This window comes from Pseudomonas fluorescens, from assembly GCF_002022275.1.
Taxonomy (GTDB): Bacteria; Pseudomonadota; Gammaproteobacteria; order Pseudomonadales; family Pseudomonadaceae; genus Aquipseudomonas; species Aquipseudomonas fluorescens_AJ.
The window spans coordinates 59,327-72,553 of the sequence record NZ_MSDF01000008.1 but is presented as its reverse complement, the minus strand read 5'-3'; the positions used below and the strand labels follow the sequence as shown (position 1 = coordinate 72,553).

General features: G+C 53.8%; 11 protein-coding genes. 5 read left to right on the top strand and 6 right to left on the bottom strand.

Annotation, left to right across the window (positions count from 1 at the left end; all coding sequences use genetic code 11):
• The first annotated feature begins 138 nt into the window (after positions 1-138).
• A complete protein-coding gene (locus tag BFW87_RS04085) occupies positions 139-966 on the top strand; it encodes a hypothetical protein (protein ID WP_078738696.1) in 828 nt (275 codons plus the stop codon).
• On the opposite strand, the gene BFW87_RS04080 is transcribed toward BFW87_RS04085, so the two are convergent.
• Positions 947-1,561 (bottom strand): recombinase family protein, encoded by a 615-nt coding sequence (locus BFW87_RS04080; RefSeq protein ID WP_078738695.1) that lies wholly within the window; start codon positions 1,559-1,561, stop codon positions 947-949. The two genes, BFW87_RS04085 and BFW87_RS04080, sit on opposite strands and share 20 nt — an antisense overlap.
• Before the next feature lie 173 nt (positions 1,562-1,734).
• On the opposite strand from BFW87_RS04080, the gene BFW87_RS04075 reads away from it, so the two are divergent.
• A complete protein-coding gene (locus BFW87_RS04075) occupies positions 1,735-2,040 on the top strand; it encodes a hypothetical protein (RefSeq protein ID WP_078738694.1) in 306 nt (101 codons plus the stop codon).
• Positions 2,033-2,431, top strand: a complete 399-nt coding sequence (locus BFW87_RS04070; RefSeq protein WP_078738693.1) for a hypothetical protein — start codon at positions 2,033-2,035, stop codon at positions 2,429-2,431. Before BFW87_RS04075 ends, BFW87_RS04070 begins: the two co-directional genes overlap by 8 nt.
• A 79-nt stretch (positions 2,432-2,510) precedes the next feature.
• Here BFW87_RS04070 and BFW87_RS04065 read toward each other — a convergent pair whose 3' ends face one another.
• Complete coding sequence (locus tag BFW87_RS04065; RefSeq protein ID WP_078738692.1) at positions 2,511-3,092, bottom strand: hypothetical protein; 582 nt, start codon at positions 3,090-3,092, stop codon at positions 2,511-2,513.
• A gap of 282 nt (positions 3,093-3,374) precedes the next feature.
• Between BFW87_RS04065 and BFW87_RS04060 the strand changes: the two genes are divergently transcribed.
• Together BFW87_RS04060 and BFW87_RS04055 are read left to right on the top strand one after the other, a co-directional pair.
• Positions 3,375-8,003: a hypothetical protein gene (locus tag BFW87_RS04060; protein ID WP_139372389.1), complete on the top strand. Its 4,629-nt coding sequence runs from the start codon at positions 3,375-3,377 to the stop codon at positions 8,001-8,003.
• Positions 8,004-9,121: 1,118 nt separating this feature from the next.
• Positions 9,122-10,507: an MFS transporter gene (locus tag BFW87_RS04055; protein WP_078738690.1), complete on the top strand. Its 1,386-nt coding sequence runs from the start codon at positions 9,122-9,124 to the stop codon at positions 10,505-10,507.
• A gap of 60 nt (positions 10,508-10,567) precedes the next feature.
• Here BFW87_RS04055 and BFW87_RS04050 read toward each other — a convergent pair whose 3' ends face one another.
• The 4 genes from BFW87_RS04050 to flgA all read right to left on the bottom strand — a co-directional run bounded on the left by BFW87_RS04050 (position 10,568) and on the right by flgA (position 13,165).
• Entirely contained in the window at positions 10,568-11,317 is a 750-nt protein-coding gene (locus BFW87_RS04050; protein ID WP_078738689.1) for a flagellar brake protein, read from the bottom strand.
• A 95-nt stretch (positions 11,318-11,412) separates the two neighbouring features.
• Positions 11,413-11,883, bottom strand: a complete 471-nt coding sequence (locus BFW87_RS04045) for a flagella synthesis protein FlgN (protein ID WP_078738688.1) — start codon at positions 11,881-11,883, stop codon at positions 11,413-11,415.
• A 48-nt stretch (positions 11,884-11,931) separates the two neighbouring features.
• Positions 11,932-12,258, bottom strand: coding sequence for a flagellar biosynthesis anti-sigma factor FlgM (flgM, locus tag BFW87_RS04040; RefSeq protein ID WP_078738687.1), 327 nt, complete (start codon positions 12,256-12,258; stop codon positions 11,932-11,934).
• 142 nt (positions 12,259-12,400) lie between these two features.
• On the bottom strand, positions 12,401-13,165 hold the full coding sequence (flgA, locus tag BFW87_RS04035; RefSeq protein WP_078738686.1) for a flagellar basal body P-ring formation chaperone FlgA: 765 nt from the start codon (positions 13,163-13,165) through the stop codon (positions 12,401-12,403).
• Positions 13,166-13,227 lie beyond the last annotated feature (62 nt).

Genomic DNA, 13,227 nt, shown 5'->3' with positions numbered 1-13,227 from the left:
CGCTGTCTCCAGCCGGTTATGCTTATTGCACGATTACACCGTGACAGCAGGGTGGCAGCAAGAGCACATTTTTTGAGCCCCGTTTAGGTTGTCCTGACGGGGCTTTTTCGTTGCGGCAACCGAGTTCTTAGGAGGCGTATGGACAGCCTAATCAGTTTTGCTTTGACCACAGCAGCCTCTGCCGGAGTAAGCGCCGCGTTAGTGTTGGCTCTAGGATGGCTGCTCAGGACTTGGATCGGTGAGCGATTAAAGGCAAGCCTAAAGCACGAGTATAGCGAGAGGCTTGAGAGGCTTAAGACGGATCTCAAAAAGCAGAGCGATGCTGACCTTGCGTCTGCTAAGGCTGAGATTGATAGTCAGGCTGAAAAACTGAAAGTCGCCGCTGTTTCTTTTTCGGAGGTCCAAAAGGCAACTCTCCCGAAAAAAATTGAAGCAGTGGACGCTCTCTGGGAGGCGGTTCGGGCCGCTAGGGCGCACGTGCCTGGCATTGTATATATGTGTGACGTCCTCACTGATGAGGAGCTCAGAACTATTAGAACAAGCCAGCAATTCAAGGATTTTAGGCAGCTGCTTGCCGCCATTGACCCGGTGAAGTTAACCCCGCTAATTTTCGGTGATGCGGACAAAACAAGACCTCATGTGGGCGAGTACATTTGGGCGTTGCATTCCACATACCATGGAATTTTAGTCCGTTGTGTTTTCACTCTCGCGGGGAAGGAGGATGCGCGCTGGTATCGCGACGAAGTCACCCAAAGGTTGGTCCGGTCAGCATTCGGTGACGCCGCTCTGCAACAGTTTAAAACTCTTCCTGATCGGCATTTCGATTGGCTGCGCCTAGAGTTTGAGCGTGAGCTTTTCACCTCATTCGATAAGCTGCTGACCGGTAAGGCATTCAGTGAAGCCGCGATGCGACAGGCTCAGGAGATGGAGAAAGCGCTTGCCGCCTCTACCCCTGCAGATCTTTAATGCGCAGTACTGTGGTAGTAGAGCAGTTGGCGTGACGAGCTGTTGCGCGGATACCCAGACCTGCACCGAGCAGTTCCATCACACGCTTATGCAGGTCAGCGTCAATGGGGCGGCCTTGGTACTTGCCAGCGGCCTTGGCCTTCTCGATGCCCTGGGCCTGCCGGTCACGGCGCTGCTCGTAATCTTTGCGGGCAATGGCTGCCATCATTTCCACAAGCATTGAGTTGATGGCCCCCAGCATTCTCCCGGTGAACTCGTCGCCCTTAGTGTCCTGCATGCCCTGGTGGCTGGTCGGCAGATCAAGCGCGACGATACGCAGACCCTTTGAGTCAATAGCAGCTTTGAGCTTTTGCCAGTCCTCCACCGGCAAGCGGGAGAGGCGGTCTATCGACTCCACCAGCAATACGTCCCCCTTGCGAGCATCCTTCAACAGGCGCACCAGCTCAGGCCGGTCGGCGGTGGCGCCGCTGGCATTCTCCAGGTAAACGCTTGCAATGACCTTGTTGTGGTCGCTGGCGAACTGCTCGAGCGAAGCCCGGGCACGGCCGGCGTCTTGTTCTTCGGTGGAGGCTCGGAGGTATGCGCGGATGAACATGATCGGTGCCTGTATCAGTTAGGGCGTTCTACTAATACTGTTGCACTATGGGTGTTACTTATCAAGCGGAAAGCCCGAAAAAGGCAAAATAAGCCTGTATCTGGATAGGCATACTCAAAATCAGAGCTCTACACTCTGTGCATAACAATGACCCCACCTAAAGGAGTAGGCGATTGGAAATCAAGGTAAACGTACCCAAGGGCTTCAAGTTAGTTTATGAGTGGATTGAAGGGGATTTGGTTGTATCGATCGAGCGCGAGGTGGTTGATACGTCCCATAAAGAAAAGAAAGCAGGTCTTCGTCATCTGTATTCCTACAGACGGGGGATTTTTCGCGCTGCGCCGGGGGTGGTGAAAGGCAAGGTCGTGACTAAAGGGAAGGATGGAGTCGTGGTTATCCGCGTGGTAACCGACAAGCAACCGACAATTTCCCAATCCGGCACTGGATCGACCGGTCCAAGGAAGCCAAGCAATGCCTAAGCTCAAAGAGTTTCGACAGGATTACTACTATTTCAGTGGCAAGGTCAGTGACAACGTAAGATCACTCTGCCTTTCCGCGGTAGCAGTAATTTGGGTGTTCAAGCAGGAGATAGGAGGGTTAACCACTCTGCCCACGGCTCTGTATTGGGCTCTGCTTTGGGTCATCTGTGCTCTTGCGCTGGACTTCATGCAATACCTCTACGCTTCCGTGACGTGGGCAGTTTTCAGTAGGTATAAAGAAAAAAAAGGGTTTGACCAGGAGACAGAATTATTGGCTCCAGCTGTCTTAAATTGGCCTACAAATCTGTTTTACGTTTTTAAAATTCTTTCCGCGGTAGCCGTATATATCCAGATACTCCGCTATCTGTTCGGGGTGATTAAGCCAGGTTAGGGCCGGCGAGTGATCTACACGGCTTTCGCAATATAGGAAGCGGGGGGAGGGATCCCCCCCGCCGGATGATATGAAGCTTTTAAATCAAACCGCGACGTTTCAACTCACCCTGAATTTCTTTTTCCACAAGATCCATAGGCGGATTCTTTTCTACCAAATGTTGCTTGATGAAAATTGACTTGAAGTGAGCTTGAGCCAGCTCCACCGGAACGACTGCGTCAGACTGCCAGTTAAATCGCCAAGCCATTAGCTCTGATTCAGATTCGATAACATAGAGCGAACGCTTGAAGTGATTTCGGAAATCGACGACGGCTTCTTTGCCGTACGCTGCGCGAGGAACGCGAACCTCTCGACCTCGCCGATCCCAGCCGATCCAATAGCTTTCATAGCCTATCGACAAGTCTCCGTAACTCGTCATTCGGACGTAGGAGCTATCGAAGCTTGGGAGTCGAATTTCACAAATCTTCCTCATCAGCCCGGTACAAATGTTACCGATGCGGTCCATGGGAGGATTGTCCAAATACGACTTGAGATCTTCATAGCTTTTGAAGCCGAGCAATTTGGCGCCGTGGCGCAAATATTGGCAATGTGAAAGGTCGGCGGGAGCATCTGCCACCTGCATGGATTTAACCGAATCCAAGACTTTTTGGGCGCTGAACATGATCACATGACTCCAAAGTCATGGCCGAAGAAGCGTAGTATTCTCGCTTCGCTGAGCATGCTGCTTGCTGGGCTGGCCACAAAGAGTTATGTGGAAAGAAAAACACTGATTTTCCCACGCAGCAGGGTGGAGATCAGCAACCTTGCCTAGGACGATAGCAGAACTTTATTTTGGAAGGAATACCCCTGTTTGGTGCGCGCCGCATCCATTTTTCCACTGTTCGATCTGGCATAATCTAAAGTCATAACTGAACTCTCATCGAGCACTTTGCAGCGGATGAAAATGGAACCTAGCAGTGTATTTCGTGCCGTGTCGGTAGTCATGCGGGCTGCCTTAAAAAAAATTACACCACTTGCCATGCAAAGGGCGGCCGGGAAAGCACCAGAGGAAGTGCGCTCTGCCGATGATTCAATATTAGAAAGTGCGATCCAGCGCTTAGTGGGCGGACAGCCGGATGATCCGTTTTATAAGCGTTTCCCCAATTCGGTAGCTCATCTCCTGATTACACCCGCCCATCTCGATACGCCAAACGTTGTGAATTGGCTCAGTGATCGCGGAATGAAGGCCGATATCATGCAGGCTGCCCGTAGGAAGTCGCTAGGCTCAGAAGTCCCTAAAGAGGTATTCACTAGGCTTCAAAATCGATATTCCGAGTTAGCCTTAGCGAACTCGCAAGAGGCTAGTAGTGTCGTATCGGCCACGATCGCAATTCTTGCGGAGTCAATCAACGCACTCGTTGAAGATCATGGTACCGCTGGGTTAATCACCGCGGCTCACCATGACCTGTCTGACAAACTGCAAGGAGTCGAGAATCTTCTATTGGGTGCTCACTCTTCTCTTGAACAGCAGACGCCGAACCAGATCGTTGCTTCCGCGCTTGCGAACAATGCTGCTTGGTTGTCAGACGCATTCGGCGATAAAGCGCGTGCTCGCAGTGCATTTGGCCAGCCCCTCAGTCCAGGCGATGAATCGGTCTTACGGACAGTTGATCGCGAAAATCTAAGGGTCACAGTTGCGAGTAATGTTTTTGGGAAACCAGATGATGCCGTCACCGCGTTAGTAGGTGCAGATGGAAATGGCAAGTCTTGGATTTTTGCGCAGACCTGGATTCATCAACCTGACCAACCACTGACCGTTGTATTAGTCCCCGACGATATCCAAGGGCGACCATCTTCAGAGTACTGCCGAGACCTTCTGATCTCGATGCTTCTCACACAAACAGGAGAAATACCAACTCAGGAGCACAAGGAGGTATGGCTCAAGGAGCTACAGAACTGGCAAGGCCAGTCCGACGTTCCTATTCCTCGAGTGGTTGTATTTATGGACGGTATCAATCAGCGCGAAAGTGTCGATTGGGTTACATTCATTGATGCAATGAGTGAGTTGATGGTGGAGATTGGTGGGAAATTGGTGTTCAGCTGTCGGCAGGTTTTCTATCGCGACTTCATAGAAAATAAACTGTATAGCCGGGTGGTCCGAGTCAAGATCCCTGAGTGGACTGATTCAGAACTAGACGAGCTTTTAAATGCGCGAGGAACGTCGATTTCTGCTCTCGATACGGAGGTGATACGCAGTCTTCGTAACCCTCGTATTTTTGGAGTTGCCGCTACTCTCTTCAGCACAGAGCAAATAACAGCGTTCGGCGAATTGAGCATCAGTCGCCTGCTTTTTGAGCATATTCGTAGCAGTGCCGCCGAAGGGGCGAAGAGATCTGACAAGCAGTTCAAAGCAGATATTTGCGCCCACGCGGATAATATTGTGCGTCGTCTTGAGCAGCAACAACGTGATGATATAAACGAGTTCCATATGCGGCTGCTAGTGAACGCTGGTGGTGAGGATCAGGCCATCACCGAGCAGTTTGTCATCACATCAGCTGGGCGTTTCTTTGAGGTGTTAGACGAAGATCCGAACAAGTATCTTTTGAAAGATGAGGGCTTACCGCTGGCGTTAGGGCTTTCTCTGGTTAAGACGGCAAGAGACGCTTTACGGAAAAATAAGAGTGTGGAAGATGCACTATCCAATATTCTTGAACCTATTGCGGCGCTTGATAGGACAGGCGATATCTTGATGGGGGCAATTCTTTCTGCGGTATTGGAAGAATCGCCTCTTGAAATTGTGCGCCCATTGGTTCGTTGTTTTGTCACGCTTCAGAACATAAATTCTGTACGTTATCCAGAATTTCGAAACCTCTTTAGTCTCAACCCTAAAGCGTTTATCGCTGCCCTAGAAGATGCATCCCTTTCTCGCGATGTTGTCTCTAATCTCTCGTGGCTGACTGATGCAGCTGATGATTTACGCGGTGATGAGGCCTTCGAGATCGAGCTTTCCGCCGGTATCCATCGTTGGCTCAACATGTATTCCCTCGCGCCCGAGCGTGGGGTTTTTTATCCCAACACCGCGGAACATGCAGCCGAGCGACTAAAAAAAACGGTTGAACGTGAGCAGGAGCTTTCAGACGCTATCGAGTCATTTTCGGTGACTGAGCAAGATTTTTTTAGCGACATGACTCAGGTTGATCAGGGGGACTACAGCCGCCTCAGTTTGCTTGCCTTCCACGCATTAGCGGGTCAGCCGCTAGCCCCATACGCCAAGGATCTGCGTAACTGGTGTTTATCGACATCGCTCAATGGTGGCCACCAAAGTCCCCAAGGTGTTTTTGACGATCTTTTGCATTTCAATTTGGTTGATTGGGAGGCTACTAGGGACGCGCTGCGGGAGTGTGCGGCCCCCCTGCGGCAAGCTAATGTTTCCAAAGTTGGCCAGTGGGCGTTGATTTATGTTTTGCGCGCCACGGGTGACAGCGACGACGCAAAAGAGGTCCATGCCTTCGTAGAGGCGTTGACCAAGGATCAAGATCGTGGAGGAGGCTGGCGAAGGGTTGAGGACTATTGCGCTACGGACCCTTGCGACCCTTCGTCAGAAGAACCTGACAACATTGAACAGACCGCAAACGACTATAGGGCAATAAACCCGGCCAAGCTGAGCTGTGGCAGGAGTGTCTCGCTAGACGACCACTTTTTTTCGATGGCTAAACCAGGCCTCGCACGCTTCCGACCTGACGCGGCTGTCGAAGCTTTGCGGTCATTCGCAGATCAGGTTTTGAGGCGGGCGGAGTCGGAGTTTCGCCAAGCGATCTACCTGCTCGAAAGTCATACCGTTTGCTTAGACGATCGAGTTGCAAAAGCCTATGTTGAAAAAGCGGGGGAGATTGCGCAGGCTGCATTGAATGCCGGCGAAGATGAGAATAATGAAGCCTGGGTAAGTTCGCAGCATGCTCTTCTTGTTGCCTTTGCTCACATGACTGGTCATGAGCAGTTCTCTGCGCTGCTTAAGCATCCTGAAGACAAAACCCTTCTTCGGGATCTTTGCGATCTTTTCCTGCCAATAGATGAAGCCACCTTGGAGTGTTCGCTCGATAAGGCCTTGAGGGAGGGTAACCAGGTTACTCAGTTTCGTATCCTTTGTTTCGCTGAGGCCTCAGAAACCTCACTCAGTGCCAACACCATCGAGACTGTGATCTCTCTACTCGAATCAACGCACCACCACGTCCGTTTGTCAGCGTTGTCCCTCATGCAGGCTGTCGCTGTTCCGACGCTACTCGTCGGTCTCGTGAAATCTGGATGGAGTGCCGCTCTTCTCGACGCGGTGTCTCATAAAACCGAAATACTCTATGGATCGCTTGCGCTTGTAAAAGCTGCGGAGCAAGGCTTAATTTCAGTCGAGGAATGTCTCGATCGAATTGCCCTTTCCGCTTATGAGATTTTCGCTGAGCGACTTGGACCTGATGCTGCACTGGCAATTTCAGACCGCGTCAATACGGCTATTTTCAAAGCAGCGGAGTTTCAGGTTACAAGTAACTTGCCACGCATCGAACAAAATATTAATGGGCGCCACTGGCCGGAGGTCGTTGAGGTATCCGAAAAAAAACCTCAAAAGGAAGGCCTGCGGGAGCAGCTAGAACGGCTCGCCGATACTAGCGATGCTTGGTACAAGCGCCAGCAGCAAAACGAAGATGCTTTTGATCGTTTTGAGCGCGATCTGTTGAAGGTCGGTGCTCAGCTAATCGTTCAGGCTGTCACCATTGGGTTGATTCGGTCAATTGACCGGGTGGCACCGGTACTAGTCGATTCATGGCACAAACATTTTCTGGCTCTGGACGGTCAGAGCTTTAATAATGTACACAATATTGCTTCGCTTGTTGCCGAAGCTATCTCCAAAAGAAATGTTGATGCTGGGATGGCTTTGTTCGAGCGGTTAAAAGCCGGCCACCCCGATGTGCGAGTAACATTAGGTCGTAGCAAGGTTGAGCTAAATGCGGTCTGTATTTGGCGGGCTGCTGAGAGCGAAGAAATCAAAGGTGCTTGTTTCGCGCGGCTCGATGGGATCGACAATGATCATGAGCTTGCTATGGAGGTTCTTGCTGCAATAGAAGCTCAGCGAGAACACCTGATACATGATTATGTCGTCGATCGGAGAAAGCGCCTAGAGCCAGCACATCGGGCTCGGGCTACGATGGTGGCTGGATTTTCACTGGACAATGATTGGGCAATAGAGACGATCGATTCGTTAAAAGACGAGCATGGATTTCTCCACCAGGCCTATGTTGCATCCAAATACGCTATGGACCGTCACCAATGGTCGCGTCATTGGGCTTCTAAGATGCGTAGTGCGACAGATCCAGTCGAGCTTTGGCGTTACTCAGTTTTACTGTCGAAAATAGTTGATGGTCGCTTCAATCTGACCGAGCTGTATGGTGAAACTCCTAACCCCCTTATTAAACGCTTTGGCAGTACGCTTAATCGGCCGATACGCAATAGGATCAGTAAGTGGAAAGGCCAACGAGAGTCGAAGCTTTTTGGCATGCGCACTCCGGACCGTACGTTTATTACTAGGAGTAGAGTTGTAGATTAGTTTCAGGTTGGTAGATCTAGCCATCGATAGGCGGTAGGTAAGCCGCCGGACAGCCTGGACCGATTTAAGGATTGATTGTTTTATTAGTTAGTTGCTGCTAAATCACGCACTGAACCTGGAGTCCTGGCACGGAGGCTCGATGGTGGGGGCTGCGTAGCCCGACAGAAACGAGCTAAGTCAAGGCATAAGTGCAACGAGCTGCGCCCAGCTATCACCGCTGCCCGCTGATGGCGGCGGATAGCGGCCGTCCCGGAATGGATCACACGGGAGTACGTGCATTTCCACGACATCTCCACATCCAAGTGACTGCGCGCGTACTACTTAAGGTTCTTTTGCCGCTTTCCAGGCTGGGTGCCAGTAGATAGATAGCATGCAAATGCCTGGTTCAGCCATAGTTAGCCGTACACCACCATCAGATTCTCCTGAACCAATGATTGAAAGACCTACGTCGCTCAAGCATCACCCTTGGGGAGACGGTCAAATCCCAGCCGCCCCACTACACTAAAAAATCAGCAAAAAACTGGGGTAAGGAAATGTCGGAAGCTAGACCGGCTGAGCGGAAAATTTAAAAAGCTACTCCAGGACACCTCCTTATCGGGCTGTGCGGGCCTCTACTTGGGCTTTCACAGCTGGATCAGCCTCACCGAAAAACGAGGCATTACGCGTTAGGGAAAGATTGCCACCGCAATTTAAAACGAATTATGTCCTCTGTACTAATCGGCCAAAGCCCATTTTCGGACTGGGCATAGGGGCAAGAAGGTCTGAATCGCCCCGAGTTTTGCAGACACCTCTTTGCCTTAAACTGAGGCAAATTAGGAGGTACCATGAACAATCCGCGTTAATCCGAAGAATTCAAAGCCTGCTCAGATTTTTTCTGACGGGGCTTTTTTTGTGGCTGGCGTTTAAACACCGGTCGAACCTTGTTGGCGATGAAGGTTCACAGCAGGGGCTACGGGTATTTATCGCAATCGGTGTACCTCGCACACCGCCAGGCAGCGTCTGAGCTGTGAAGCAAAATATTCCCCGGAAACAGTGCGTACCGCCTGTCCGGACCCGGCAACACCGGACTATCATTTGATAGCCCTGTCTCTCACCGCAAGGAGCCGCTCGGAACGCCGATGCGCCAGATCTGGAAATCTTTTCGAGCCCTTTATTTCGCCTCTTTGATGATGCTGATTGGCTCCGGCCTGCTCAGTACTTACCTGGCCCTGCGCCTGGCGGCCGACCATGTCGACAGCCTGTGGGTGGGTGCGCTGATGGCGGCCAACTATTTTGGCCTGGTGCTGGGCGGCAAAATCGGGCATCGCCTGATCGCCCGGGTCGGGCATATTCGTGCCTACGCTACCTGTGCCGGTATCGTCGGCGCGGCGGTGTTGGGCCATGGCTTGATCAATTGGCTGCCGGCCTGGATCGTGCTGCGGATGGTCGTGGGCCTGGGAATGATGTGCCAGTACATGGTCATCGAAAGCTGGCTCAATGAGCAGGCCGACGCCAAGCAGCGCGGCGTGGTGTTCAGCGGTTATATGATCGCGTCTTACCTGGGGCTGGTGTTGGGGCAGTTGATTCTGGTCATGCACCCCGAGTTGGGTCTTGAATTGCTGATGCTGGTCGCGCTGTGTTTCGCCCTGTGCCTGGTGCCGGTGGCAATGACCCGACGCATTCACCCGGCCCCCTTGCACCCGGCGCCGATGGAGCCGCGCTTCTTTATCAAGCGTGTGCCGCAGTCGCTGAGCACGGTGTTGGGCGCGGGTGTGATCGTCGGTTCGTTTTATGGTTTGGCGCCGTTGTATGCCTCCCAGCAAGGGCTGACGACTGAGCAGGTCGGTCTGTTCATGGGGTGCTGCATTTTTGCCGGCCTGCTGGTGCAGTGGCCGCTGGGCTGGTTGTCGGATCGCTACGACCGCGCCTTGTTGATACGCTGCTTTGCCTTGTGCCTGGCGGTGGCGGCGTTGCCGTTGGCGATCATGACGCACGTGCCGTTGGAAGTGCTGTTCGTGGCCGGGTTCCTGTGTTCGTTGGTGCAATTCTGCCTCTATCCGCTGGCGGTGGCGTTTTCCAATGACCATGTAGAGGGGGATCGCCGGGTGTCGCTGACCGCTATGCTCCTGGTGACTTACGGCGTCGGCGCGAGCATCGGGCCGCTGTTGGCCGGTGTGGCGATGAAGCTGTTCGGCAGCCATATGCTGTATGCGTTTTTCAGTCTGTGCGCGTTGATTCTGGTGTGGCGTATCCGGCCGAAAGCGGTGACCAACCTGCACCAGGTGGACGATGCGCCGCTGCACCATGTGGCGATGCCTGACAGCATGTCCAGCTCGCCGCTGGTGGCTTGCCTTGACCCACGGGTAGACGAGGCGGTCGTGCAGGAGCAGATGCAGGATCCCGTTCCGGACCCTGCGCCGCAAACGGATCCGTCGCCACCGGCAGATGAACCGCCCTTCGAGGGCCCCCCGGCGCCCCTGGGGCCGGACGAGCATCCCCACGACTTGAGCAGGGCGCGCCCCTGAATGCAAAAACGGGCGGACCCCATAAGGATCCGCCCGTTTTTTTGCCGCGACCTTTAAGGCTTAAAGGTCGTCGTCCTTGTCGAAGCGCCGCGCTTCACGCTGCAACTGGTACACAAAACGTTCCACCTGGCGCTGCACCAGGCCGCTCATGTTGTGGAAGCGCACGCCGGCGAACGTTGTGTTGATCTTGTCTTCGAAATGCAGGTAACGCAGTTCGACGGACGTGGTCATGCTGCCGAAGGGCAGGGCGGCGATAAAACGGTCGTAGACCTGGCCCAGTTGCAGGCGCTCGGAGATGTCGCCCTCAAAGCGCAATTTGCAGCCGGTGGCGGAGATGTCCAGCAACTTGCCGCTGATCGGTGCCTTGAGTTTCTCGCCACCTAGCTCGATGCTGACCAGTTGTGCCAGCTTCAGTGCGGCGCGAAAGGCATTGCGACGCTGATGGTAAACCACCTCGTCGGGCATGCTGCCGGTGTAGATGCGGTGGCCGTCTTTTTCGCTGATGGTCAGGGTGCCGTTGCTTTCCCAGGCAATCCGCACGCCGTCATGGAAGCCTTCGATACGGAAGGGTTCGCCGTTCTCAAGGTAGCGCTCGCCATCGCGGGGAATCATTTCGTCCAGGGCTAGCGTCTTGCTGTCCCGGTCAACGTCCACCAGGTAGCTCTGAAAGCGCTGGCTGCGTTCGTGGAAAGTGATGATCAACGGATCATGGCTTTCTTGCAGCATCCGCAAGGTGCCAGCGATTTCCAGAGGCGTGGTAAGTACTTTGGGTGGCTGCGGTGCATCTTCCGCATTAAGGGCGTTGAACACGGTTCTTCCATCTCCAGACAAAATACGACTACACGCAAGAACCGGCATTTTGCCAGTATGTGGCGCGCCTTGGATAGGTGCGCTTTGAACCGGCGTCAGGCTTGGCTGCGGGTGCTGGGTTTGACCAAGCGTGAAGTGGAGCCTTGGGCATTGTAGAGGGCCGGAGGCTCTCCGCCGTGAAGTATACGTAGCTGGTTGGCGGTCGTGGCTTGCTGCAGCTGGATCGACTGACCGTTGAGCAGGTTGGCTTCCTGGCACTGGGCGAGCAATTGATTGAGTGCGGTGCTCTGCGTCAGCAATTGATCGCCGACCGAGGAGTGGCTGGCCAACTGGGCGAGACCATCGTGATCCGCCGGCAGGCCTAGGCTGACAAGAATCTCGCTGCGCTTCCTGCCATGCTGCTCCAGCAACACGATCAGCGACTGCTTGCGCGCCAGAATTTCTTCCAGCAAGCGCATATCCCGACCATAAAGGGCCAGGGATTCTTCTTTGAGCAGCTCCAGCAAATGTTGCGTCGGAGCCAGATCATCAATGATCAGTTGAAGCAAATGTTCGTCGTGGTGCATGGCTGGCCTTGGGTTTTAAGCGTCCAAAAGCCCTGCGCAGGCCTTTGCCTAGCGCTCGGCTTCGAAGTTAAGCAGCTTGCTGGCTACACGGTTGCTGTCGACTTTATAGCTGCCATCAGCGACGGCCTGTTTCAACTCGGCCACGCGGGCTTTGTTGACAACCGGTTGGTCGCGCAGCGAGTCAGTGACCTTCTGCAACTGTTGAGCCTCATTGCTCAGGTGTACGGATTCCCCGCTTTGGCTGGCGGCGGCCTGTTCCGGCTTGGCTGCAGGCGCTGGCTGGGACTTGGCTTCAACGCCGTCCTTGGCCCCGCTGGTGCGCGTGTTGCCGGGCACTGCCTGGGAGTTATTCAAACGGCTGAAATCGATGACCATGATAAAAAAACCTCTGGGTATTTGGACGCTTGCCATGTTTTCGGCCATACCCGGACAAACTTTAGGCTCGATTGACAATAAACCTGCACGTGCGGACGTCTGGCGCACAGTGTAGGAAAAGCGGGCGTCCTCTGCCAGTAAACTATAACGCTACCTCAACCTGACCCGGCGCGGTCACTTGCGCCTTGATCACGCGGTTGGAGTTGAGGTTTTTCACCCGAATCTGTTCGCTCATGCCGCCGTTGGACAGCGCCTCTCCCGGCATCTTTACCGTCAGCCCGCCACTGCTGGCGGATATGACGACCTGATCGCCCTTGCGAACCACCTCGGCCTGTTCCAGATGGACCAGGGTGATGACCTGGTCAGTGACCATTGGTCGGGTAAGTTTCTGCCCAACCGCCTGATCCAGAGACGTGAGGTAACCCTGGTTGATCAGGCTGATGTCCCGTTCGCGCAAGGCCACGTCTTCGAAACCAATGATGCCGGTGCGCTTCAGTGGCCGTGTAACCACCACGACGTCGCGGAACAGCTTGACCTGCGCCGGCACGAACACGGTCCAGGGTGAAGCGCCTTCGCAGCGTACTTTTACGGTGACCCGGCCGATGGGCTGGGCGGGGCTTTCCAGCGACGCTGTCAATTCCTTGTCGCACAGGGGCATGCGCAGGCGTGGGTCGAGCTGGTTGACCTGAATTTCATAACGCCCCGGCGTCTGGGTGGTCGCCAGATAATCTTCTACAGTGAACTCAAGAAAGCCTTGAGTGACGCCGATAAGGAGATCAGGCAAGGTGACATTGTCTGCGCGGGCCGTGGCGCCCAGGCCCAAGGCAAGCAATGCCATCAAGACGCAGAAAAGTCTGCAGTACCGTGGGAGACGGAGGCGTCGGGAAACTGTCGTTTTAATATCCATAATCGATAAATAGCAAAGCTCGTGCCGTTTAGCGTTGGGTGCGCGTCGTACCCCTTAGATTT

Excerpts from the sequence above, each read along its gene's own strand:
- BFW87_RS04085 (WP_078738696.1), top strand. The coding sequence starts at position 139 with ATGGACAGCCTAATCAGTTTTGCTTTGACCACAGCAGCCTCTGCCGGA.
- BFW87_RS04080 (WP_078738695.1), bottom strand. The coding sequence starts at position 1,561 with ATGTTCATCCGCGCATACCTCCGAGCCTCCACCGAAGAACAAGACGCC.
- BFW87_RS04070 (WP_078738693.1), top strand. The coding sequence starts at position 2,033 with ATGCCTAAGCTCAAAGAGTTTCGACAGGATTACTACTATTTCAGTGGC.
- BFW87_RS04065 (WP_078738692.1), bottom strand. The coding sequence starts at position 3,092 with ATGTTCAGCGCCCAAAAAGTCTTGGATTCGGTTAAATCCATGCAGGTG.
- BFW87_RS04060 (WP_139372389.1), top strand. The coding sequence starts at position 3,375 with ATGGAACCTAGCAGTGTATTTCGTGCCGTGTCGGTAGTCATGCGGGCT.
- BFW87_RS04055 (WP_078738690.1), top strand. The coding sequence starts at position 9,122 with ATGCGCCAGATCTGGAAATCTTTTCGAGCCCTTTATTTCGCCTCTTTG.
- BFW87_RS04045 (WP_078738688.1), bottom strand. The coding sequence starts at position 11,883 with ATGCACCACGACGAACATTTGCTTCAACTGATCATTGATGATCTGGCT.
- flgM (WP_078738687.1), bottom strand. The coding sequence starts at position 12,258 with ATGGTCATCGATTTCAGCCGTTTGAATAACTCCCAGGCAGTGCCCGGC.
- flgA (WP_078738686.1), bottom strand. The coding sequence starts at position 13,165 with ATGGATATTAAAACGACAGTTTCCCGACGCCTCCGTCTCCCACGGTAC.